Annotated in this window: 19 protein-coding genes; 5 read left to right on the top strand and 14 right to left on the bottom strand. The window is 40.6% G+C overall.

All coding sequences use genetic code 11. The features are described from left to right. Positions 1-41: 41 nt before the first annotated feature. Genes LPB86_RS13915 through LPB86_RS13895 form a run of 5 tightly spaced genes read right to left on the bottom strand, consistent with a single transcriptional unit; the run spans position 42 to position 12,081 of the window. Positions 42-3,563 (bottom strand): malectin domain-containing carbohydrate-binding protein, encoded by a 3,522-nt coding sequence (locus LPB86_RS13915; RefSeq protein ID WP_230644941.1) that lies wholly within the window; start codon positions 3,561-3,563, stop codon positions 42-44. Next, positions 3,563-6,373, bottom strand: coding sequence for a glycoside hydrolase N-terminal domain-containing protein (locus LPB86_RS13910; protein ID WP_230644940.1), 2,811 nt, complete (start codon positions 6,371-6,373; stop codon positions 3,563-3,565). Before LPB86_RS13910 ends, LPB86_RS13915 begins: the two co-directional genes overlap by 1 nt. 10 nt (positions 6,374-6,383) lie before the next feature. Beyond that, entirely contained in the window at positions 6,384-7,772 is a 1,389-nt protein-coding gene (locus tag LPB86_RS13905; protein ID WP_230644938.1) for a glycoside hydrolase family 28 protein, read from the bottom strand. Positions 7,773-7,787: 15 nt separating this feature from the next. Then, positions 7,788-9,317, bottom strand: coding sequence for a glycosyl hydrolase family 65 protein (locus LPB86_RS13900; RefSeq protein WP_230644936.1), 1,530 nt, complete (start codon positions 9,315-9,317; stop codon positions 7,788-7,790). Positions 9,318-9,339: 22 nt separating this feature from the next. Next, the gene (locus LPB86_RS13895) at positions 9,340-12,081 is read right to left on the bottom strand and encodes a hypothetical protein (RefSeq protein WP_230644934.1); all 2,742 of its coding nucleotides are present in this window, start codon (positions 12,079-12,081) and stop codon (positions 9,340-9,342) included. Between the two features lie 229 nt (positions 12,082-12,310). On the opposite strand from LPB86_RS13895, the gene LPB86_RS13890 reads away from it, so the two are divergent. Genes LPB86_RS13890 through LPB86_RS13880 form a run of 3 tightly spaced genes read left to right on the top strand, consistent with a single transcriptional unit; the run spans position 12,311 to position 14,327 of the window. Next, entirely contained in the window at positions 12,311-13,042 is a 732-nt protein-coding gene (locus LPB86_RS13890; protein ID WP_230644932.1) for a bifunctional 2-polyprenyl-6-hydroxyphenol methylase/3-demethylubiquinol 3-O-methyltransferase UbiG, read from the top strand. Next, the gene (locus tag LPB86_RS13885) at positions 13,039-13,602 is read left to right on the top strand and encodes a phosphatase PAP2 family protein (RefSeq protein ID WP_230644930.1); all 564 of its coding nucleotides are present in this window, start codon (positions 13,039-13,041) and stop codon (positions 13,600-13,602) included. The genes LPB86_RS13890 and LPB86_RS13885 overlap by 4 nt, the downstream gene beginning before the upstream one ends. 56 nt (positions 13,603-13,658) lie before the next feature. Continuing rightward, positions 13,659-14,327 carry a ZIP family metal transporter gene (locus tag LPB86_RS13880; RefSeq protein WP_370632833.1) on the top strand — a complete coding sequence of 223 codons (669 nt, stop codon included), beginning with the start codon at positions 13,659-13,661 and terminating at the stop codon, positions 14,325-14,327. Here LPB86_RS13880 and LPB86_RS13875 read toward each other — a convergent pair. The 8 genes from LPB86_RS13875 to nusB all read right to left on the bottom strand — a co-directional run bounded on the left by LPB86_RS13875 (position 14,324) and on the right by nusB (position 19,244). Further along, on the bottom strand, positions 14,324-14,791 hold the full coding sequence (locus LPB86_RS13875) for a MarR family winged helix-turn-helix transcriptional regulator (RefSeq protein WP_230644926.1): 468 nt from the start codon (positions 14,789-14,791) through the stop codon (positions 14,324-14,326). The genes LPB86_RS13880 and LPB86_RS13875 overlap by 4 nt on opposite strands. 13 nt (positions 14,792-14,804) lie before the next feature. Then, positions 14,805-14,960 carry a DUF5522 domain-containing protein gene (locus tag LPB86_RS13870; protein WP_255695544.1) on the bottom strand — a complete coding sequence of 52 codons (156 nt, stop codon included), beginning with the start codon at positions 14,958-14,960 and terminating at the stop codon, positions 14,805-14,807. Then, on the bottom strand, positions 14,957-15,901 hold the full coding sequence (locus LPB86_RS13865) for an exonuclease (protein ID WP_230644924.1): 945 nt from the start codon (positions 15,899-15,901) through the stop codon (positions 14,957-14,959). The genes LPB86_RS13870 and LPB86_RS13865 overlap by 4 nt, the downstream gene beginning before the upstream one ends. A 1-nt stretch (position 15,902) precedes the next feature. Next, complete coding sequence (coaE, locus tag LPB86_RS13860) at positions 15,903-16,496, bottom strand: dephospho-CoA kinase (RefSeq protein ID WP_230644922.1); 594 nt, start codon at positions 16,494-16,496, stop codon at positions 15,903-15,905. Further along, positions 16,496-17,443: a YbbR-like domain-containing protein gene (locus LPB86_RS13855; protein ID WP_230644920.1), complete on the bottom strand. Its 948-nt coding sequence runs from the start codon at positions 17,441-17,443 to the stop codon at positions 16,496-16,498. The genes coaE and LPB86_RS13855 overlap by 1 nt, the downstream gene beginning before the upstream one ends. 81 nt (positions 17,444-17,524) lie before the next feature. Next, positions 17,525-17,872 carry a preprotein translocase subunit YajC gene (gene yajC / locus LPB86_RS13850; protein WP_230644918.1) on the bottom strand — a complete coding sequence of 116 codons (348 nt, stop codon included), beginning with the start codon at positions 17,870-17,872 and terminating at the stop codon, positions 17,525-17,527. Positions 17,873-17,896: 24 nt separating this feature from the next. Continuing rightward, the gene (locus LPB86_RS13845; RefSeq protein ID WP_230644916.1) at positions 17,897-18,349 is read right to left on the bottom strand and encodes a DUF1573 domain-containing protein; all 453 of its coding nucleotides are present in this window, start codon (positions 18,347-18,349) and stop codon (positions 17,897-17,899) included. A gap of 1 nt (position 18,350) precedes the next feature. After that, on the bottom strand, positions 18,351-19,244 hold the full coding sequence (gene nusB / locus LPB86_RS13840) for a transcription antitermination factor NusB (RefSeq protein ID WP_230644914.1): 894 nt from the start codon (positions 19,242-19,244) through the stop codon (positions 18,351-18,353). 194 nt (positions 19,245-19,438) lie between these two features. On the opposite strand from nusB, the gene LPB86_RS13835 reads away from it, so the two are divergent. Both LPB86_RS13835 and LPB86_RS13830 read left to right on the top strand, forming a co-directional pair. Next, positions 19,439-21,229, top strand: coding sequence for an ABC transporter ATP-binding protein (locus LPB86_RS13835; protein ID WP_230644912.1), 1,791 nt, complete (start codon positions 19,439-19,441; stop codon positions 21,227-21,229). Between the two features lie 86 nt (positions 21,230-21,315). Next, a complete protein-coding gene (locus LPB86_RS13830) occupies positions 21,316-21,645 on the top strand; it encodes a DUF3276 family protein (protein WP_230644910.1) in 330 nt (109 codons plus the stop codon). Positions 21,646-21,732: 87 nt separating this feature from the next. Here LPB86_RS13830 and LPB86_RS13825 read toward each other — a convergent pair whose 3' ends face one another. Further along, the gene (locus LPB86_RS13825; RefSeq protein WP_230644908.1) at positions 21,733-22,146 is read right to left on the bottom strand and encodes a hypothetical protein; all 414 of its coding nucleotides are present in this window, start codon (positions 22,144-22,146) and stop codon (positions 21,733-21,735) included. Positions 22,147-22,190: the final 44 nt, after the last annotated feature.

The following is a 22,190-nucleotide window of genomic DNA, read 5'->3' as shown; positions in this document are numbered from 1 at the left end:
TTTGGCTATCTATTGTAGGATATTACCGTATTACAAATCTTCTATTGCACATCCAGCGCATCAAGGCTCAATCCTTCTGCAGAAACTGCTGTTAACCGTACTTTATATGTTCCCGCATTTACCATACTCCCGGTACTGCTATTGAAATAATTCCACTTCCCTTTTTTGGTACTGCTAAACTCAATATCCTCTACAGTTCTCATCACAATCCCATCTGCCGTTAAAAACTCCAGCTTGCCTTTTAAAGTATGCTCAAACGGGTTATGGTATTTGATGGTCAAAGAATAAGTATCGGCAACCCCTACAGATATGGTCCATTCTATGGCAGCTCCAGCTGGTTTTTTGAAGGTTACGCGCTCCTTCTCTATGAGTACTTCTTTTACGGCAGCGCCAGATAAGCTGGCCTTTGTGGCCTTATAACTGCTTACAGTTTTTAAATCGAATGCAGGTTGCAGGTTACTAACAGGCAATACAGCTATCGTATACATCTCTGCCGATGCGCCATTTTCTGCCAGTATAACCTGCTGTCCTTTCAGGTAGCGCTTTCGGTACACCCGGAATTTATTCCCTTTATTATTTTCAATAAAGGTATTTGTGTCTTCATAATCGTTTAACCAAGCAGTTTTTTGCGGTATGGCAACAGACAAGGCTACACAAACATCAGCATCAGCATGTAGTTTAAACTTTACATCAGCCGATGTACCAGCAGTCTGGATCCATTCGGCACCATATAAATTAGAAGGCAACGAATGGAACTGTACATCCTGATCTGAATACTGCTGATCGCCCATATCCATCCAGGTTTTTGCAGTTAATCCCGTACCGGTTAATTCTTCAATTAAGCAAGGACTTTCTGGTGCTGGCTTTAAGGTTAGATCTGTACTGGCAATGGCAATGGCCGAAATCAAAGCCTGTCCTGACCTTACCGTAGGAAAAGAAACTAACAAACGCCCCCCTTTAACCTTTACACGAACTGTTTTTTTCAGCGCCGCATCGTGCCCCGCTTCTTTCCAGATATCAACATTTCTCAATTTGGTTTCTCCGTTGATAGCAACATCAAACAGCCGCATAGCTTTACAGTCCAGTCCCCCGCCTGTACCCAACCAGGGTTCAGCAAAATACAATTCTACTAGATATTCACCGTCCGGTACAGGAAAATTAAAGTTTAGTTTGTCACGTCCGTAGCGGAAAGTTTGAAAAAGCTTCCAGTCTTCTGTGCCGGCAATAGGATCAAATGTTCTACGCTGACTCGCAAAAAAAGCAGGAATGCCGGGGAAATCTGCCGTCCATGAAGAAGAACCAAAAGCATTATCGCCTTGTAATTGCCTGTCGGCCGACCAAACCTGACCATTGTGGTCTTTATATTCCGGGCCACCACAATTGAGGCGATAAATATAGTTGTAACCTTTTTCTCCAGCAGTTACATTTTTAGCACCTGCATAAAATTTGCTGAAACCAGGTGCCTGTGGCAAATTGTTCAATACAATATAATCCTTCGCTACTGCCTTTCCGGCTATATAACCAACGGCATATAGTACGTTATAACGTATATCTGCAGCATCCCACTGAAAATGGGTCCCAATACCATTGCGGGTTCTTTTACCCAGTGAGCTTCCGTTAACATCATTAAAAAGCTCTACTTCATCGCAGTTTGAATATACGGTAATGCTGTCCTTTTTGCCCGCTTTCATCCATCTGTTTGCCCAGGTATGAGAAACCAGGTAAACCATGGGCTCCGTAGTTTTAGGTGCGTAGTTAGCCCTAAACATATAGAATACATCCAATGGCTCTTCCCATGGTGTAAAAAGACCTTTATAATTTACGGGGCCAATACGGTCAAGTTCCCGCATCCCTTCTCCGCCCTGTACCCTACCCGGATTGTCATGTGAGCTGAACAACCAGAAAAAATGTCCCGCAGTTTTGTCTTTCGCCGACTCAGCAAGCCTAACTTTAGTCTCCATGAGCTGCGTCATGTTATTTTCACTGTAGGCACTGTTCTGTACAAAAGGCCCTTCGGTATGCAAGTCAAGCGTTCTCCATGCGCCATATTCACCAATCAGCACCTGGCGTTCTACATCTTTTGCATAATCCAGCGGGTTACCACCATATGTTCCTGTCCAGTTTTGAGGCACATCCCAGTCTGTCCCTTTTCCACCATTACAGGTAGTTACTTTTCGCTGCGATGAGGCTGTAGGATCAAGTTTACGAATCAGTGCTGTGCATTCTCTGGCAAAATCTTCTGGCAGCGTACTCTCGTTTTCCAGTCCCCATAAAACCACAGAAGGACTGTTTCTTCTTTCTTTTACCCAATCCGTAAGCAGTCTTTTAAAGTTGGCTCTGAATTCTGGCGTATCATACCAAATGTGGGCGGCCATTTGAGTCCAGGATAAAATCCCTAGTTTATCCCAATAGTCTTGATACAACAGGTTATGTGGCTGGTGTGCATCCCTAAAAGCGTTAAAACCGGCGGCTTTAATCTGCATTACCCTTGATTCTATCTGCTCATAATTGAAGGCATGACTTTGACCGATCAGGTGTTCGTATTCTGCAATGCCATTAATGAATACCGGCTTACCATTTAACAGAAACTGTTTATTGTTAACGGTGCTGCCAATAGGCCAGCTGACCCAGCGAATTCCATAAGGGGTACGTAATACATCGACCACTTTACCACTCTCGGTAATGAGCGTTTTTAAAGTATATAGATAGGGATTTTCCAAAGACCATAAAGTTGGATTTTTAAGCAGGGAGGTCTGCTGTGCAACCACTACTGCTTCACCCGCAAGGACCTTCTTAGCCGTCTTTAACTCTTCAACTTTTTTTCCAGCTCTGTCAAACAACTGGTTGACTACAGTAATGTCTTTTGTGACCCCGGAATAATTTTTGAACTCGGTTGTCATGTTAAGCACTGCCGACTTTTCGGAAACCTTTTCATCGTTCCATATATGCACGCCAAAAGGCTCAATCCGAACCGGATTGGTCACAATTAAATGGACCGGCCTAAAAATCCCCATTGGCTGCGAACCTTCAGAGAAACCGCGTTCAGTAGAACAACCTCCATCAACCCATGGAAGATCCTGGATATTTGCCGGGTGATCAGCACGAACAGCCAGTACATTGGACTGCCCGTTCAATTTAATGATATCGGTTACATCTATTGTAAAAGTGGTTCGTCCGCCCGCATGATAACCTGCTTTCTTTCCATTTAACCAGACGGTAGCGTAAGAGCCCACCCCTTCAAAATAAAGAAAGAAACGTTTACCGGGCTTTTTTTCTACGGTAGTAAAAGTATGCCTGTACCAGGCATAGCCATGTCTGTTGCCATGCAACATTCTGCGGTAGCCTTCGTACTGGTCCCAATTGTGCGGAACATCAACACGTTTCCAGTTTTTTTCCTCAAACGAGGGATTTTCAAATCCAGTAAAAGCATCTTTTTGATCGTCAGCCACACTGTGCCAATCGTATTTTAGTAAAATATCTTTTCTTACTCTCTCCTGAGCAAAGTCCTGACCAGCAAAAAGCAGGAAAAAACCAAGCATTAAAACTTTCAATACCCTATTCATTATTTTAAATCTCCGTCAAGTGTATACGTTGCACCTTTTGTGGTTTCCAGAACTGCTGTTTTATTTCCGTAACTAAGTTTACAACTGCCCCCCGCTAAAGAAGTCACTTTTAAATGCTGCAACTTTCCATTGTTCCAGCCAAAATCGAGTACAAAAGCACCACGGGCACATAAGCCTTTAACTTCTCCATAAGGTAAAGCAGAGGGCAAAGCTGGCAACAATTCAATCAGTCCTGTATGACTTTGTACCAGCATTTCGGCTATACCCGCCGCCGCACCAAAATTACCATCAATTTGAAAGGGAGGATGAGCATCAAACAGATTGACGTAAGCACCTCCCCCGGTAGCCGCCGGACTAATCAACATGTTAATCATTTTCATGGCATGATCGCCTTCTTTAAACCTGGCCCAGAAATTAATTTTCCATGCCAAACTCCAGCCTGTACCTTCATCTCCCCGATAAATCAGCGATTGCCTGGCTGCTTTCATCAGCTCTGGAGTATTCCAGGTAATGTCATTTCCAGGGTGTACACCCCAAAGGTGAGACACGTGCCTGTGTTTATTGGTGGTATCGTCTTTGTCTTCTAACCATTCCTGCAACTGTCCGTATTTTCCAATCTGGTTCGGTGCAATCTGCGCAATTTTATCTTCCAGTACTTGACTAAATGCAGCGTCTGTGCCCAGGGCCTTACCCGCGGCAATGCAATTTCTAAACAGCGTACGGATAATCTGGTGATCCATTGTGGGACCCGCCACTAAACCTCCGTTTTCAGGCGAATTTGAAGGGCTGCTAATCAGCCATCCAGTTTTGGCATCTTTAGTCAGGAAATCAAGAAAAAATTCTGCCGACTGTTTCATGACTGGGTAAGCCTCTTCAGCCAAAAACTTTTGATCTTTTGTAAACAAGTAATGCTCCCACAGGTGCTGACTTAACCAGCCTGCACCCGAAACCCAAATACCATGGTTTGAGGCGTTAATGGGTGCGGTAGCATTCCATATATCCGTATTATGGTGCAGCACCCATCCTTTAGCCGCATAATGTTCTTGAGCAGTAACAGCACCTTTAACAGCCAATGCTTTTATTTTATGGAACAAAGGCCCATTCATCGCTGAAAGGTTCAGTACCTCTGAGGGCCAGTAATTCATTTGCAGGTTTATATTGGTGGTGTATTTACTACCCCAGGGTGGTGTTAGCAAATCGTTCCAAATGCCCTGAAGATTTGCCGGTTCTACTGAACCTGGTCTTGAGCTGGAAATGAGCAGGTAACGGCCATATTGCATAAATAAGGCAGCAAATGAAGGGTCATTAGATTTTGAAAATAAAGCTATCCTTTCATCAGTAGGTAAGTTTTCATGTTCCCCTTTTCCTAGATCAATCGCAAAACGATTGTAATACTGCTGGTACTCTTTTACATGAGCAGCCTTTACTTGCTGATAAGATTTAGATTTAAGTCCGGCTAGTGCTTTAATGCACTGTACATCAGGCTTCGCTGTTACATTATGATCATTTACAAAATTGGTTCCTGCGCTAAGGTAAAGTGTGGCCTCATCTGCATTGCTAATGCTCAATTCAGTTCCTTTAATTTGAACTGTACCGCTTTTTACAAGAACCCGCAACCTGCTTTCACCTTTTAAAACCCCGTTGCTAACCTGAAAGGAAAGTGCTACGGTATGAGGATCAATCTTTTTAAGTACAGCATAATGATGTGGGCTGATTAATCTTGCATTGAAACTGATCCTGCCCTTTTTATCGGCATTGAGCCGAATGACAATGGCCTGATCTGGCTGACTGGCGAAATACTCCCTCACATAATTTACACCAGCAAGCTCAAATGAAGTCCGGGCCAGGGCAGTGCTTAAGTCCAATGATCTTTTATAATGAAGCGGCACAGCCTTTGGCAGCTTAAAGTCCAGGTACAAATCACCAAAGGGCTGGTAACTGGCTTGAAACTGTGCTACAGCAGGAGGTTCATTGTCTTGAATTTTATATTTCCAGGATTTAACCAGCGAGATCCCCTCATTTATATTTTCTCCTTCCGGATAAACACCAATATGCCTTTTGGTATCCTTGTATCCCGCAATTCCACCCTTATCAAAGTAATTAAGCACTTGTACAGCAATGGTATTTATGCCTTTTTTAATCAGCTTTGCCGGTATGGTATATTTTCTGGCAGCTGTTCCGTCCGTATTGCCAATCAATACCCCATTTACATAAGTAAAATCCTGATCTCTGACACGGTTTAAGTCGAGTACAAGATTTTTACCTAACCAATTTCCAGGTACATCAATGGTTGTTCTAAACCAAACTGCACCATCTACATCTGTTAAACCCACCTGTTCCCATCCCTCATAGCTAGGTACAGCTATTTCTTTCCAGGAGCGATCATCATACTTTTCAAGTGCGGGGTTGCCGACCATGCCTTGTAAGGCGCGCATGGCCTTAAACCACTGCTCTTTATCTCCAGCGGCTGTTTTAATACCCATAAAATGCTCTGCTGCCAGGTTCTCTGCCTCAGACTGCTTTCCATCGGCAAGTAGTTGTCTGATTTGAGGCAGGTACTTTGACGCTCCCTTATGATTGGGATCGCGAGGTCCGCCAGTCCAAAGCGTCTGTTCATTAAACTGAAGGTGCTCGGTTGCTATGGTACCAAAAACCATCGCGCCTATCCTGCCGTTGCCAATTGGCAAGGCATCAGTCCACTTTTCTGCAGGTTTAGTGTACCAAAGTGTGTTTTGATCCTGACCGTAAACTACATTGCTGAGCAATAAACAGGCAAACAGGGAAAGTACAATAAACTGTGAACACCTCATTTAGTATTAATTAGTAATCCTTAACAACGCCGTCAATGGTAAACTGCTTTACGTTTTTAGCGTCAATTGCAGGACCTATTTCGGAAGTAATTTGAAACTGCTGAAACCTGATGTTCTTAGCCTCCCTTATGGTAAAGCCTCTTTTCGCATCAATATTCATGTTATTAAACGTGATATTTTCTATAGGCATTTCTTCAATACCGTTGATAAATCCTGCCTGGTTGGCCTGGGCGGTAATGTTGCTGAAATGAATGTTCCTGAACCTTGGCGTACGTTCAGATACAGGCTCTACCTCTGATTTGGCATATTGCATGTCAAGTACAATGGCCTGCTGGCGGATGTTTTTCATGACGATGTTATCCACACGGATGTCTTCTACCACACCTCCCCTGCCCCTGGCAGTTTTAATGCGGATGCCTCGGTCTGTACCGTCAAAAACACAGTTGGAAATGGTAATCATTTTCACATCGCCAGACATCTCACTGCCAATCACAACACCGCCGTGTCCTGATAACATGGTACAATTGGTGATGGTATAATTTTGTGCAGGAGTAGCCATTTTCCTTCCCGGTGCATCTTTACCAGATTTGATGGTGATACAGTCGTCACCTACGCTGATGTGGCAATTGGAAATGTGCACGTTGTTGCAGGACTCTGGATTGATGCCATCTGTATTTGGTGAATGTGGATTATTGATGGTTACAGCATGTACCGTTACATTTTCGCAGAACTCCGGGTTAACGGTCCAGAATGGCGAATTCCTAATGGTAATTCCCTCTATCAATACATTTTTACAGAACATAGGCTGGATAAAAGGGGGACGTAAAAAGCCCCTTTTCATTTGTCTGGGATCATCGGGCAACAGAATATCTTTATTTAAACCATCAAAAGTATGCTGCCATTTTGAACGCGCTTGTCCCTCTTTATACCCTTCTACAAAATCCCACCATTTTTTACCGTGTCCATCTATTATCCCGCGGCCCATAATCGTGATGTTCTCAGCTTTATAAGCATAAAATAAGGGAGAAAAACTGGTTACATCCACGCCCTCATAACGACTTTTTACCATTGGCAGGTAATCGTCAAAATTATCACTAAAATGAAGTTCCGCACCTGCGTCAATAAAAATGGTAATGTTGCTTTTCAGGTGTATAGCACCGGTCAGGTATTTCCCAGCGGGGAAATAAACAGTGCCACCACCGGCTTTCGAAGCTGCCTCAATGGCATTTTTAATAGCTGTTGTAGCCAGTTTACTGCTATCATTTTTTGCACCGTATTTAAGTACATTATAATACTGCTGTGCGCTTGCTTCACTGGAAAAAACTGCCATTGTACACACAGCAACAGCTAGCATTAATCTGTAAAGTGTACTCGTTATCGTATTTTTATAAAGTTTCATGTGTAGTTAAATAGATTACAATGTAATTATAGCGGGTTTTAAACTACCTGAGGTATAGATTTCTTTCCCATCTGCATAAATGTGGAATCCTTTTCCTTTGTTATATTTTTTCCCTGTCTTATCCCAAAGTATAGTAAGCATCTTGCCATGGTAAGACACCTGATCCAGCAGAAACCAATCCCACTGATTTTTTGGCAACAAAGGATAAATACCAATGGCATTGTCTGCCCTTGGCTTTAAACCAATCAGATCATTGATGACCAGATCACAAAAAGTGGAGTGGTTGTAAAAACTGCTTCTCGGATTATCACCTTTAAGCCATTCCCCATTCTTCTCATCCTGGTACTCGCCCAGGTATGGCTTGCCATTCTTTTGATGCGATGCAGCATATTTACGCAGCTCCTTATAAAAAACAGTTGTGTTCATTTCACCATGTTTTTTATAATTGCTCAGTAAGTTAGACATGCCTTTTAAAGTTTGAGAACTTGCAAATGGCCATAATGCACCATCCCATTCACAACTATGTCCTGTTCCCCTGGTTCTGAATGTAGGCTCTCTCCGCTCTGCGGTAGTTAAACCCCAGGGCGCGTTGAAACCTGCGGTATCCAATACCTGGCTCCATGCTTTCGCATAATCAGCACGGTCAGCCGGCAGGTTAAAAGCCCATGGAATAAAACCAATGGCCTCCCTGGCTCCTGCAAAGCCACCTTTGGCCAGTTTGGTTTTAAAAAAAGTTTCATTACCGTCCCAAAGGCTATCCTGAACAAGCTTTTTTAGTTTTGCAGCCTTCAGTTTGTATTTGTTTACAAGAGTATCATTTCCGCTGATGGCAGCCAATTTTACCAAAGCATCAGCATTGCCATACATATAGCTGCTAATGGTTGGCCGCATGTTCTGGTCTTTACGAGAACCACTAACAGATTCTTCCATGCCGTCTTTAACGTCAAACTGCCAAAACAAACCATTAGGTAGCTTACGCTGCTCTTCCCATTTGGTATAATCCGCATCCATTGCAGGCAAAAGTCGCTTTACAAATTCCTGATCAGGCTTAACCAGGAAGTTCTGATAAATGGCATCATCTATCCAGCTGCTAAACTGGTGGAAACGTTGTTTAGATTGTCCAACATCAGCCTTGTAAAACCAAAAATCTATATATTGCTGCAGGTAACTGGTGTTCTTTAACCAGCGCCCTTCGTAGATGTGGTGTCCGGCGGCGCAACTGATGGAATTGTATTTACCTGCGTGTTTTACCGGCTCAATAAATTCCGTAAAAATAAATCCTTCAGGAGTTTTTACCAGATGCTTGCGGAATGACCACCAGCGATAGTAATAATTCTTTTCAATCACTTCATCAGGACATTCCAACAAAGGAACATTTTGAGACAGCCATTCAAATGATTCCGAATTCGGAACAAAATTCTTTACCGCTTCTGTATCTATAGCATTAAAATAATCTACATACTGCTTAAGCTTTCCTGTTCCCGAAACTAATTTCTGTTGGGCATAAGCACCGGTTCCCAAAATCAGGAATAGTGCAATTGCCATTATATTTTTCCTTACCATCATGTTATTCAAACAACCAGTCAATATCTTTCCCTTTGCCATCAAGACCTGCATTGAAAACGCGAATCTCCTCTTTATCGTCTATAAATCCAAGTAACAAACATGCGCCTTTCGCCAGGGTTAACGTATGTATCCCTGGTATAAAGGAATAAGCATGAACATTTACAGGGCCAAAATCTTTTACCACAACGGCATTGGAAATTTTAATCTCTGCCTGTCCGTAATCATTTGCGCTTGCATCAATTTCCAGAATTGGCGGCGTCAGGTTTGTGCGGCTCTTTTCGGTAAAAAAGCCAACCAATAATTTAACCGGCTTTGAGGTACTAAACCTGATTTTTGTTCCCGAGGCAATTTGTTGCGCTTTTGAAACTTTCAAAGCCTTTAATCCGCTCAGCTTCTGGGTAACAAGACTAACGGTAGCCGCTGTATCAGCAAAAACCACTGCATTTTTAGCGAGGGTATACGTACCTTCTGTGCCCCAAAGTATTTTTACTTCCGCATTTTTAAAAGGAACAGTTTTTTCTGCCGCCAGGTTACTTGACTTTAAAGAATCAATGCTCCGAGTAAAATGGCTCAATTCTTTTTGAAATACCGGAACCATTTCTCTCCAGTGAATAAAGGTCTTATCTACACCACGCATCGGGATTTTACGTTGCTTGGTTTGCATGCTGTTAGCATATAGATAATGATCTTCTGTGAACGCGGCAAGTTTGGTGTATTGCTCCAGACTTTTTTGAAGAAAAGGTACTGCTTTATCCAAATCTGCAACATCATGAGAATACTTGAACCTTAAAATCCACAACGCCGCTTTAACTTTTTCTGCATAGGCATTTGCCATGGCATCGTAACAGTACATGTCATTTTTTAACCTTTCAAATTCTTCCTTGTCTTTGGTTACGCCGGGGGCAGCCTTCTCTATAGACTCAATTGCTTTACGTCCGTGCTCAATTACTTCTTTGGCAATTTGGACAGGTGTTTCGCCAATGTGGCCCTGTTTCTTCCATTCCTTTTCTGCATATTCTATAATCATTTCTCCTTCCGGCGCTTCAGATTCATACATCAAGGTAAACAAACCGTAGCGAAATGGATTAATCAGCTGGGTCATCAGCATACCCAGGGTTAAGGTTTGGCGATTGCCATCCGTAATGCCATAACGGCGCAGCAATTTGGGCGAAATTTCTCCCGCTTCTTCATAAGCATTTAGGATTTCCTTACCAGCGATAGTATCTGTACCATACTTCCCAGCCAATTCTTTGCCCCAATACGTAATTTCCTGGCTCCTGTCCCTTCTTGAATTCCAGGCATACCTGCCCCATTCCTTGTACCAGATCCAATCCCTGTCTACCTGTAATTCCCTGCCCACAACTTTATCTGCCGTATAAGGCCAGTCCCAGAAACCAGACTGTGGGTAAAGGTGTAAGCCTTTTGCGCCGTAAATGTTGTGCATGGCCTGTACAGACTTCTGTATAAAATCTGCAGAGCCATAACGGAAAGGTTCCAGATTGGCCAAAATATGGACATTAGCAATGTGTACCGGAGCAACAGCACTCAGTTTTCTATGGAGTTCAGCCCAGCTACCCCTCGGCTGATACGTAGTTAAGGCCTCGCCATTGAACTTATTTTCGGTGTATAAATTTTTATATAATGGCAATGCGGCCTTCATTACAGCAGGTGCATCTGTATCATGGGCCCTTAAAACAATTGGAGGTTCATGGGTTATCCCTGCAGCCTTTAATCCATCTTTAACACCGGGAATAATTGTTTTAGTAAACCAGTCAATATCATCCTGACCCACACCTTCCATAGCCTCTCCCAGAGCAACCATTAAACCTACGTTTGGATACTTCTCTACAAAAGCGGCAATAGATTTTTGTGTATAATCTGCAATTGAGGGCAGGATTGGACGGTTTCTATCCTGTGTTTTTAAGCCATGTTTTTCTGCGAATGGCTTAGGAATTAAAATATTATAAAACATTTGGATTACCCAGATGCCGCGTTTATCTGCTTCTGCAGTAAGAAATTTAAAGATCTCTTCATTTTTTGCGAAGGTAGCATCGTCAACTTCTACCGCATACGGGTAGTCTTTAAGGCGCACCAAAGAAGAAAATGGATGACCGTTCCACAGGTATAGTGAGTTATAACGGTTTTCTACCATCATATCCAGGTATTTAACCCACAACTCCTTATCATAAAACCAGGGAAAACTTTCCGGCGTATAAGGATACTCATATACATCCCTCCCGCGAAGGTAATCTGGCTTTTGCATCCCAATGCAGGTACCGCGTAATACCATTTCCGGCTGCTCTGTCAATGAAATATCTTCAGGAACTTTTCCCTGTGCTTTAATTTGATCTGCCAATTCCATGCAGCCATATAAAGCACCTGAATAATCTGTCCCTTTAACTACAATCCCTTTACCGGAAAAATGACTGATCCCGAAACCTTCTTTTACTCCTTGTGTTACAGGCTTTGTGGCAGAAAGTTTTTTATCTGCAAGCAAACGTTCTCCTTCCACACCAATTACAATTAGTCCTTTTCCTCCGGGCACCTTATCCTGCGAAAGCACTTTTACAGTGTAACCAGCCAGGCTAAGCGCCTTAGAAAGTTTTTCTACGCCATATTTAATCCTAACATTGCTTTGCGCTGCAATAACAATGGTTTGACTCTTTTTTTGCAAAGGTGAAATGGCAAAAGTAAGGAAGGAAGGAATAGATAACAGGCAGATGAAGAAGAATAGTTTTTTCATTAAGTTCTATACAAGCAGCAGATTAAGCCAACTCTTTATATTTGGTGAATAAATACAAATTTCAAATATAGTTATCGTTCCATCGGTATTAATGTATTATTTCCTCAAAGTCGTGTAGGATATTAGCATAGCAAAAATTTAAGGGCTACCTGCAGAATTCAAATAATACACTTGGTTGCATTTGAAAATCCTATATTTGTATTTTATATCACACCCTAACATCAGCTCTATGCAGCGCAAATGGTTTCAAATTTGGTTCAACTCCCCTTATTATCATATACTTTATGGTCAGCGGAATGATGCCGAAGCGGAATTTTTAATCGACAATTTATTCAGTTTCCTAACCCCTTCAACCGATGCGCGGGTATTAGATATTGCTTGTGGCAGAGGAAGACATGCCGTTTACCTGAACAAAAAAGGATATGATGTTACCGGTATAGACCTGTCTGAACAAAGTATAAAGTACGCGAAGCAGTTTGAGAACAAACGCCTTCACTTTTTTGTGCATGACATGCGGAAGTTATCATACATTAATTACTACGATGTTGCTGTAAACCTTTTTACTAGTTTCGGCTATTTTGAAACTGAAAAAGAACATGTAAATGCATTAAAATCTTTCAGGAAGAGTTTAAAAAATGACGGAACATTTGTGCTTGATTATTTTAACACCAATAAAATCCTGAACAATTTAACGCATCAGGAAACAAAAACAATAGAGGGAATTGAATTTAACCTGCACAAATTTGTATCTGAAGGAAAGATCATTAAGCACATCAATTTTGAACACAAAGGCAAAGCTTTTGCCTTTGAAGAGCGTGTACAGGCCTTTACTTTAGCCGATTTTGACAGTATGTTGCTCAAAAGCGGCCTTAGGGTTACCGCGAAATTTGGCAACTACAAGCTGGATGAATACGACGAGCTTAAATCAGACCGCTTAATTTTAGTTTGCAAAAAAGCATGATAGAGAGCATACAAGCCTTTGATGCTGAACTATTTTTGAAGATCCATAAAGGGCTTTCTAACGGTTTTTTTGACTGGCTGCTTCCATTGGTCCGTAATCGTTTTTTCTGGTCGCCGCTGTATCTGTTTATTGTTGTATTTTGCTATAAACAATATAAAAAACAAGGTTTATACATCATCGGCATGATCTTGCTGACTTTTGCCCTGGGAGACCTGATTTCTTCGAGAATTATTAAAACACTGGTAGCCAGATTAAGGCCTTGCAATGAAATTACACTGGTTCATGACATCATACACCGTGTACCTTGTGGCACAGGTTTTAGTTTTCCTTCCTCTCATGCTACCAATCATTTCGCCATCGCTGTGTTTTTAATTGTGCTATTTTATGATCGTTGGAAACCAATTTTACCTTTGGGACTTTTCTGGGCATTCATGATTTCTTTTGCGCAAATTTATGTAGGTGTCCATTATCCTGTTGATACCATGGTTGGCGCTGTTTTGGGCACTTGTATTGGTCTCTTTACTTCATTTCTTTATAAAAAATTTATCTCACGTTATTAATGGAAATCTGGAAAACACTGGTTTTATTCTTCTGTGCATTTTTAGGAGGTACGGCTATTTTCATGGTTAAAAGCGATAAATCGCAATTGTTAAAACTTATCCTTTCTTTTAGCGGGGCCTATCTTTTTGGAATTACCGTTTTACACCTTATTCCGGATGCCTACAGTGGCACTGATAAAGAAGAAATCGGGATTTTTATTTTAATTGGTTTTTTACTCCAGGTATTTCTGGAACAATTTTCTGAAGGGGTTGAGCATGGACATATTCATAAGCACCATGAGGGACAGGCATTTCCTTACGGAATTATGGTTAGCCTTTGCCTGCATGCCTTTTTAGAAGGGATGCCACTGGCAAAAGATCAGCACAATGAATTAATTTTCGGAATTGCTTTACACCACATCCCGGCAGCTTTTGCGCTGGCCAGTATATTGGTACAAAACCATTTCAAAAAACCACAGATCATGTTATACATCAGCCTTTTTGCTTTAATGGCACCTTTAGGCTTTTATGTAAGTTACGGCATCAGCAACGGGAGTATTGGAGGCGTAGAGGCGTATTTCAATAAAATGATGGGTGTTGTCATCGGGATCTTCTTACACATTTCAACCACCATTCTTTTTGAATCGAGTGTTGACCATAAAGTTAGCAAAAGGAAAATGGTTGCGGTACTACTAGGTATAGCTGTTGCATTGATTGGTTATTTTACAGCAGCTCACGCACATTAAAGTGTAGGCTCTTCCCCGCCCCTAAGTTTATCCAATAAAACGTTTAGCTGTTCTGCCTCATCACTGGTTAAATTTGGTTCAACAATAGCGGCCAGACTGATGCTTTTGTCCATTTTTTTCAAAAGTGCCAAACCTTTATCACTAATCATGATGTCTACCGCCCTGCGGTCGGCACCATTTGTTTCTTTTATAACCAGCTCCTTCTGTTTAAGGCGGTCTACAATCCTGGAAGCATCGCTCATCTTATCCAACATCCGTTCTTTAATCAAATTGATGGTGGAGGCATTCGGATACTGTCCTCTTAAAATACGCAAAACATTAAATTGCTGCGCAGTAATATCATAGGGTAAAACGGCTTGTTTAACACGCTCATTACACCAATTGTAAGTAAACATCACATTTACAATTGACTGCTGAAATATATTCTCAAATTTCTTCGTTTTGGTTTCTTTTTGCAAATTCATTACCTGAGCTCCCTTATTTATCGTTTTTTAACGCCTCTTTTTTCTTTCCATAATTCCAGGGACAGTGCTTACACTTATTTTTGCAACAATATCCTCTTTTTAGATGATATTCTGCAGTAAAAACCATCAATCCTTCTTCATTGAAATAAAAATCGGTCTCCGACTTCATGATGAAAGCAATTTAACGACCAAACTATGTTCATAATGTTTTTGAAGTTGCAAACCATCACCATGCGTAGTCCAAACCTGGGAAGGTTTAACCCGGTCAATGGTGTAAATAATATCATCCCAGTCGGCATGGTCTGATATATATAAAGCGATCCCATTAGCAACCTGAAGATCCTTCCAGCCTGTAGCAAAAGCCCTTATCAAATTAGCAGCGCCACTATTGCTTTTAAAAACCATGGGTGGTACAAGATAAATTATCCCACTCTTGTTCTTTTTTAAAATCCGGCGGTCAAACAGTTCATACTTCCCCACAGTTACGCCCTGCGATTCATAAATTTTTATAAAAGGTACAATGCTGTAATGCACAAGAATCCTTTTTTCTATACAGTGCTGCGTCATTAAACTGATCAGACGTTGACATTTACCCAGGGCATATGCACCCAGCATCACATTCATGCTGGTATCATTAAGCTTACGAATTTCTGTTTCCGCATCAGGATGACGGGTATTTTTATCGGCAAATGTGGTTTCTGTGATCAGTACATCTGCCGCTACAAATTTCATTGCTTCGCAAGTATCATCAGGCTGAAGCTTGTAATCTCCGGTATAGAGGTATCTAATGTTTTCATACTGCATCAATACCTGGGCAGAACCTAAAATATGACCAGCAGGAATAAATGTAATGCGAACACCATTCAGCATAAAATGCTCATCATAAGCCTTTGTAAATAGATTAACAGCGGCATCATTACGGTACCTGTACTTCATAAACAGAAAAGTTGATAGGGTACTATACACATTGAAATTACCAGGAATAGCATGATCACCATGTGCATGAGATATGACGGCATTTTTTACAGGTACTTTTGGATCCAGGTAAAAATCGCCATACACACAGTAGAGTCCTGTTTTAGTTTGAACGACAAAATCATCAAGTATCATCCTAAATCCGGCTTAAAAACTGCTCATGCAAGGCCAGTACCTGTACAATCAAAGAAGTTGTTTCGTCATTTGAAATGTAGAAATCGGCCATTTCCATCTTTTTCTCATCTGTAAACTGCTTATCCATCCTGGCCAATACCTGTGCTTCGGTTACACCATCGCGTTGCATTACACGGCTTAATTTGGCAGATAAGGGTGCGGACACCAAAATACTGAGGTCACACATTTTATAGGAGCCACTTTCAAATAACAAAGCGGCTTCTTTCAGGATGTAAGGTGCAGCAGAAGCATTCGTTTCCAACCAACTGTCAAACGCACGGAATACTGCAGGATGCACCAGTGCATTAAGTTTAGCTAGCGCTGCCTGATCATTAAACACAATACCTGCAATGTGTTTGTTATTTAGGCTGCCATCTGCAAAATAGCTTTCCCCGCCAAACGTATCCTTAACGCCAGAGATCAAAACCGGATCCTGGGTCATAATTTCTTTAGCTACCGTATCTGCATAAAATACAGGAATACCCAAGGTTTCAAAAATTCTGCAGACCGTAGTTTTACCACTTCCAATGCCGCCTGTGATTCCAATTTTCAACATCACTTCTCTATGATAAAATCTATTTTATTAGGTACTATTTTAATCATTTTACAATAATCAGGAAAGCGGGAAAGCTGTACTGTTAGTTGATGATGGTTAAGTTGCTTCCATTCATTCACATCTACCCTGGCTTCTATAAAATCGTCGTTAATTCTGCTATAGCTGGATAATGCCACTAAAAATGTAACCTTAACCTTTTTAGGGTATAACTTCAGGTCATAATACTCTGTATTGTTGATTACTTTTAGCGGCACCTCTATTGTTTTTTCCGTAAACTCATCTATTGGAATCTTCACCTCTACGCTATTTGGAAAGATGTTCACATTTTTGAGCTTATTTTGCTTCATCGCCAGCCTTGTGGTGGTGGTGTTTTGAAGGTTGTGTAAGGTTAACGTATCCGTATCCCAGGATTTGATCTTTTCAAGTTCTTTTTGTGGACCAGACAGCGTAACATACCGCGGGGTGATTTCTATCAAAGAGGAAATTCCATATTGATGTGCGAAATCAAATCTTGAAGATAATTTTACGGGTACACGTTTTACACTTCGTTTTGAGAAATCAAAATAAAGCGTATCAGGTATAACCGATATAATTTTTTGAGAACTCTCCAGCTGACGGTTAACATTATACAGTTGTTCGGAAAGCAGGACAAAATTACTTGCATTCAGCTTATTTAAACTTACAGAAATTGATTGGGGATTAATACGCAGCCTAGCAAAGATCAACTGCCATCCTGTACCTTCTACCTGTAAATCTACGGTATCAGACTGCAAAGGATGGAACGCTTTTTTTTGAGGGAAATTGGTATAAACAAGCACCGTTTTAGCCGTATAAACGTATTTATTATTTAAGGCAAGGAACAGCCAGCCAGCAACAGCAAGTAGCAAACAGGATATAAATACCAGAAATCGCTTTCGCTCTATGTTTGTAAGTTTAATGAATGGCATGGCTGAAATTAAACAAATCTAATCAAACAAAAAAGCCGCTCCAAATTAGGTAGCGGCTTTTCTGTATAAAAAACGTTGCAATTAGGCTTTAACCTCAGCTTTTGAATCTACTTTGGCTTCAACTGTTTTAGGGACTGCGGCTTTAGTAGCTTCCAGGGAGATGGCAGATTTATCAAACCTGATTTTAGTACCACCTTCAACTTCAATTAAAAATGTAGTTTCGTTCATGTCTACAATTTTACCATGAATTCCAGCAGTAGTTACAATCCTATCACCTTTTTTCAAATCTTCAACCAGTTTTTTATGGTCTTTAGCTTTTTTAACCTGCGGTCTTATCATAAAGAAATAAAACACGATCATAATTAAAACCATCATAATGGTAGTGCTTAAGGTACTACCGCCGGCTTGTAAAATTACTGTACTTATCATATATTTTGTTTTGTATTGAAAAATTTAAGGTGCTGTTACCTCACCAATCAAATGAACTTCGTTTACCGCCGGATTACCGTTTGAGCTCACTGTAACCACTTTATCTTGTTTACCACTCTTACCTGTACTATCAAAAACCACTTTAATAACACCCTCTGCACCAGGCGCAATAGGCTCTTTTGGTGATTCTGGTACCGTACAACCACAACTAGCTGTAGCGTTTGAGACAATTAAAGGTGTTTTACCCGTATTTTTAAATTTAAAATCGTAATGTACTTTTTCGCCTTGTTTGATGGTCCCAAAGTCAAAAACGCTCTTATCAAAAACCAAAACAGGTGCATCTGCTGATGCAGGCGCAGCGGCACCTGTCATAGTTAAAGTAGTATCTGCAGTGTTAGTTGCAGCTGAATCTGATTTTTTTTGCTGACAAGAAGCGAATGTCATCGCTGCAATTGCCAATACTAAAATTTGTTTCATATTATTCTTCAATTAATCCACGGCCTGTTTTATGAAGGGTATCAGTCCGCTTTAAGTCTCCTAAAATTTTGTCCAAGATGCCATTTATAAATGAATTACTTTTCGGAGTACTGTAATCTTTTGACAAATCCAGGTATTCATTAATAGTTACCTTAACCGGGATAGAAGGAAAATTCATCAGTTCGCAGATGGCCATTTTCATCAAAATGGTATCCATCAAAGCAATACGCTCAGATTCCCAGTTCTTTGTCCTATCAGCAATCATTTCCTGATATTTAGCATCGTTTTTCAAGGTATAGGCAAACAAATCTTCTACAAACTTGCTATCCTCTGCCCAGTCTGCACTGATCGGGGTAAGCTTATTTTTAAAAGGATCTTCATTCACAAAGTTTTTAATGGTCTTAGCCACCATACCCTGCATCACTTCTTTATCTACAGACCAGTTGATAAATTTATCTTCAAAAGCCTGAATGATGTTTTGGCTCTTTAAAATGATTTTTCTGAAAATGAACTTGATAATTTCCTTAGAATTTTCAATCCCCTCAAGACCATCATTTAGATAAGCCGTATATTCTGGCGTTGCTTTTAATTTGTTGTAAATGGTTTTGATGAACTCCGGATCAGCGTTCCAGTTGACCTGATATTTATTGACTGCAGCCTGAAAATCAGGGTTCTTTTGCAAAAGCACAATAAATTCGTTGTTTAAAAGTTTCTGGTTGGGATTAAGGTCCTCAGCAGTAGGGAAATGTTTATTAGCCCTTTCTATGGCATCAATTGCCGTGTACTCTGTAATTTCCGATAAGAGGGCGAGCATGCGTATGTACATTTCATATACATCATCGATACTTTTCATCAAGGCCTTCTTAGAAGAAGCGAGGTCTCTTTTATCGGTCATCTGCCATGCAAAAATGTTTTGCAACGCTTTAATTCGTAGGTGTCTCCTGTTTAACATATAGGTAAGAACGAGTGATAAGCTGTATTGTTAATTATTATCATTTGGTCGGCAAAATTAGCATAAAAACATTATTTTACCTAGTTTTAACTAAAGAGTTTAAAAAAAATAAGGTGGTTTAGTAACTTTGCCTCCTCATGAGACACCTCCTTTTTTTAAATAAATATTTTTACAAGTATAAATGGTGGATCATTCCAGGTGTATTTTTTGTCATCATCTCTAATATATTTGGTGTAATACCCGCCCAGGTCATCGGCCACGCCTTTAACCTTATCACAGAAAACATTGAGATTTACAGCCTGTTTGCCGGTTTTAACCAGCAACCCATTGTCTATACTATTTTTAGCTATAGCCTTTTCTATTTCGGGGTTATTGTACTGGTGCTCTACCTGCTGCGCGGCCTGTTTCTTTTCTTTATGCGTCAAACCCTCATCCTGATGTCCAGGCATATTGAGTTTGACATGAAGAATGAAATCTACGCGCATTACCAGGAACTTAGCCTGGGCTTTTACAGGAGAAATAATACTGGTGATTTAATGAACAGGGCAACTGAAGATGTAAACCGGGTTAGAATGTACGTAGGGCCAGCCATTATGTATACCATCAACACAGCGGTACTTTTTCTATTGATCATCACCTCCATGTACGATGTAAATGCTACACTGGCTACGTTTTGCCTGCTCCCCTTACCTGTTCTGGTGGTAACTATCTATTTTGTAAATACACTGATCAATAAAAAAAGCGAACAGATCCAGGAGCAATTGTCTAACCTCTCTAGTTTTGTTCAGGAACGTTTTTCAGGAATCAGGGTCATCAAATCTTATGTAAGGGAAGGGCATACCAAAGATGTATTTGCGAAAGAAAGTGAAGGATACAAAAAGAATTCTATGGGCCTGGTAAAAGTACAGGCTTTCTTTTACCCTACCATGTTGCTGCTTGTTGGCCTCAGTACCATTTTAACCATCTTTATTGGTGGCAAGCAAGTGATAAATGGAGCAATTACTGCAGGAAACATAGCCGAATTTATTGTGTATGTAAACCAGCTCACTTTTCCTGTAACCATGCTGGGCTGGGTAACCACATTGATACAGCGGGCAGCTGCCTCTCAGAAACGCATCAACGAGTTTTTGCAATTGCAACCAGATATCAATTCAGGCGCTATTGCATTACCTGATTTTAAGGGCAACATCCGTTTTGAAAATGTAAGTTTCACCTATCCCGACACTGGAATAACCGCTATAAAAGAGGTAAGCTTTGAAATTAAACAAGGACAGTTTGTGGCAATCATTGGAAGAACAGGTTCAGGAAAATCTACCTTGGCCAACCTGATCATGCGGATGTATGATGCAACCGAAGGCAGTATATATATAGATGACAAAGCCCTTAAAGATGTTAAGCTTAATGATTACAGAAGCCAGACTGGTTTTGTTCCGCAGGAAGTATTCCTTTTTTCAGACACCATAAAGAACAATATCGCATTTGGACTTGATGAAGTGACAACTGAAGAAATTGAAGAAGCAGCCAAAAACGCAGCTGTATATGACAACATCCTTAACTTTGAAATAAAGTTTGAGACAATGCTTGGTGAACGGGGCATCACACTCTCTGGAGGGCAAAAACAACGGGTTTCAATTGCCAGAGCTTTGATTAAATCGCCAAAGCTGCTGATTTTTGATGATTGCCTGTCGGCTGTCGACACGAAAACTGAAGAAGAGATCCTGAATAACCTTGGAAAAGTGATGCGGCTAAAAACAAGTGTATTAATTGCACATAGAATTTCCACGATTAAAAATGCCGACAAGATCATCGTACTACAGGATGGAAAAATAATTGAACAAGGCACACATTCCGAACTCCTTAAATTGCAGGGAACCTACGAGGAAATGTACCAAAATCAACTGTTAGAGGAAGAAAATCAATCTTTATAATTATTTTAAATAATTCTCTCTCTTCTTGAACTTTCATATATATTCCATTATATTTACCGGAACCAAACCAAAGATGAGTACCAACCATGGGAGAATTTGACAACAAAGAGAGAGAAGAGGTTTTTTCTAAGAAAGTAAGAGCAGGTAAAAGAACTTATTTCTTCGATGTAAAAGCAACACGTTCAGGAGATTACTATCTGACGCTTACAGAGAGCAAAAAAAGATTGGATGACGGTGTATTTGTGAAACACAAGATTTTCTTGTACAAAGAAGACTTCGAAAAATTTGCTGAGGGATTAAATGAAACCGTTGCGTATATCAGAGACAATCAGGAGGTAACCGAAAAAAGATACGAGTATTCTGAGCATCAGGAAGTATCAGAGTTGAAACAATCTACTGATGACTTTTCATTCTAATCAAAAAACATACTAAAAACTAACAAATTACTGTCGGTTGATGCAAAACCATTTTACATCAACCGACAGTAATTTGAAATTCAAAGCCTATTCGCTGGCTACACAATTTTTTAACTGAACCTTGTGTAATTTGATCGATTCGCCTATCTCAGAAGCATCGGTAGTTAAGGAAAACTTAATTTCTTTAGCCACATAGGTTTCCAATTCAGCTAGCAATTCTTTCCCTATCACTTTGTTAACTATCCTAATGGGCTCATCCAGCGCATCCGTAACAATTTGCAGGTCATACATTCCGGATACAAGCGTCTCGCAGATTACAAAATCGACGGCAGTATCTTTTATCAATTCCTTTAAGGCATTGAATGCATGAACAACCTGTTCCGCATGTGGGGGACTGAACCCCAAGACAAGTAAAGGACCCCCTACTTCATTGCTTTCATCATCCGATAACGAAATATCATTAGCATCTGCTAATATCGATTCTATAATTAATCTGTCCATCTTTTTCCTATTTATATACTAAGATTAAAAGGAAAAAGACAGCA

The sequence above is a fragment of the Pedobacter sp. MC2016-14 genome, assembly GCF_020991475.1.
Taxonomy (GTDB): domain Bacteria; phylum Bacteroidota; class Bacteroidia; order Sphingobacteriales; family Sphingobacteriaceae; genus Pedobacter.
Note: the sequence above shows the minus strand (reverse complement) of the source record. Positions and strands in the feature narration are given on the sequence as shown.

What these genes read in the sequence shown, in the direction of transcription:
- LPB86_RS13910 (WP_230644940.1), bottom strand. Translation starts at nt 6,373, where the DNA reads ATGAGGTGTTCACAGTTTATTGTACTTTCCCTGTTTGCCTGTTTATTG.
- LPB86_RS13905 (WP_230644938.1), bottom strand. Translation starts at nt 7,772, where the DNA reads ATGAAACTTTATAAAAATACGATAACGAGTACACTTTACAGATTAATG.
- LPB86_RS13890 (WP_230644932.1), top strand. Translation starts at nt 12,311, where the DNA reads ATGCAGCGCAAATGGTTTCAAATTTGGTTCAACTCCCCTTATTATCAT.
- nusB (WP_230644914.1), bottom strand. Translation starts at nt 19,244, where the DNA reads ATGACCGATAAAAGAGACCTCGCTTCTTCTAAGAAGGCCTTGATGAAA.
- LPB86_RS13855 (WP_230644920.1), bottom strand. Translation starts at nt 17,443, where the DNA reads ATGCCATTCATTAAACTTACAAACATAGAGCGAAAGCGATTTCTGGTA.
- yajC (WP_230644918.1), bottom strand. Translation starts at nt 17,872, where the DNA reads ATGATAAGTACAGTAATTTTACAAGCCGGCGGTAGTACCTTAAGCACT.
- LPB86_RS13915 (WP_230644941.1), bottom strand. Translation starts at nt 3,563, where the DNA reads ATGAATAGGGTATTGAAAGTTTTAATGCTTGGTTTTTTCCTGCTTTTT.
- LPB86_RS13845 (WP_230644916.1), bottom strand. Translation starts at nt 18,349, where the DNA reads ATGAAACAAATTTTAGTATTGGCAATTGCAGCGATGACATTCGCTTCT.
- LPB86_RS13825 (WP_230644908.1), bottom strand. Translation starts at nt 22,146, where the DNA reads ATGGACAGATTAATTATAGAATCGATATTAGCAGATGCTAATGATATT.
- LPB86_RS13895 (WP_230644934.1), bottom strand. Translation starts at nt 12,081, where the DNA reads ATGAAAAAACTATTCTTCTTCATCTGCCTGTTATCTATTCCTTCCTTC.
- LPB86_RS13900 (WP_230644936.1), bottom strand. Translation starts at nt 9,317, where the DNA reads ATGGCAATTGCACTATTCCTGATTTTGGGAACCGGTGCTTATGCCCAA.
- LPB86_RS13830 (WP_230644910.1), top strand. Translation starts at nt 21,316, where the DNA reads ATGGGAGAATTTGACAACAAAGAGAGAGAAGAGGTTTTTTCTAAGAAA.
- LPB86_RS13885 (WP_230644930.1), top strand. Translation starts at nt 13,039, where the DNA reads ATGATAGAGAGCATACAAGCCTTTGATGCTGAACTATTTTTGAAGATC.
- coaE (WP_230644922.1), bottom strand. Translation starts at nt 16,496, where the DNA reads ATGTTGAAAATTGGAATCACAGGCGGCATTGGAAGTGGTAAAACTACG.
- LPB86_RS13835 (WP_230644912.1), top strand. Translation starts at nt 19,439, where the DNA reads ATGAGACACCTCCTTTTTTTAAATAAATATTTTTACAAGTATAAATGG.
- LPB86_RS13875 (WP_230644926.1), bottom strand. Translation starts at nt 14,791, where the DNA reads ATGAATTTGCAAAAAGAAACCAAAACGAAGAAATTTGAGAATATATTT.
- LPB86_RS13870 (WP_255695544.1), bottom strand. Translation starts at nt 14,960, where the DNA reads ATGAAGTCGGAGACCGATTTTTATTTCAATGAAGAAGGATTGATGGTT.
- LPB86_RS13865 (WP_230644924.1), bottom strand. Translation starts at nt 15,901, where the DNA reads ATGATACTTGATGATTTTGTCGTTCAAACTAAAACAGGACTCTACTGT.